A 631-nucleotide genomic window follows, 5' to 3' on the forward strand; every position below is an offset into this window, starting at 1 on the left:
TGGCAGTCCTCGTTGGTGCAGATGCGGAGGTCCACGGTCGGGTCACCGCCGCCGACGACCCCGTCCTCGGGACCGGCCGGTCCGTCGGTCGGGCCGGACGAGCCCGGGTGGGGTGCGAGCCGCACCGCGGAGCCGCAGACGGCGCACGGCCTGTGGTCGGAGTACATGCCCCCATCCAACCCCACAGGGGTCTGGTCAGGCGGCACCCGCCAGCACCATGATGTGACCCCCGCCACACGGAGGTGCACCCGAGATGACCTACGAGATCCCCGCCGACGTCGCGGCAGCCCGCGAGGACTACGAGGCGCGCATCCTCGGCCTGCACATGCCGGCGACGGTGCGCCAGGCGGCCGAGAGGTATGCCGACATGCCCGCCTTCTCCGACCGCTTCGACGTGCCCGAGGGCGAGACCTGGTCGACGATCACCTGGCGCGAGACGTGGGAGCAGACCCAGCACGTCGCCGCCGCGCTGATCGACCTCGGCGTCCAGAGGGGCGACCCGGTGGCGATCATGGCTGCCAACCGGACCGCTCACACCCTGGCCGACTACGGCGCGATGACCGCGGCCGCCGTGCCGATGTCGATCTACAACACGCTCGCCCAGGAGCAGGTCGCCTTCATCGCGGCCGAG

At 71.9% G+C, this 631-nt stretch carries 1 protein-coding gene; it reads left to right on the plus strand.

Features of this window, described 5'->3' with window-relative positions:
• Positions 1 to 253: 253 nt before the first annotated feature.
• On the plus strand, positions 254 to 631 hold a 378-nt coding region (locus FB586_RS18605; RefSeq protein WP_168800616.1), incomplete at its 3' end, for an AMP-binding protein.

It is taken from the genome of Cellulomonas telluris (genome assembly GCF_004886325.1).
Lineage (GTDB): Bacteria > Actinomycetota > Actinomycetes > Actinomycetales > Cellulomonadaceae > Cellulomonas > Cellulomonas telluris.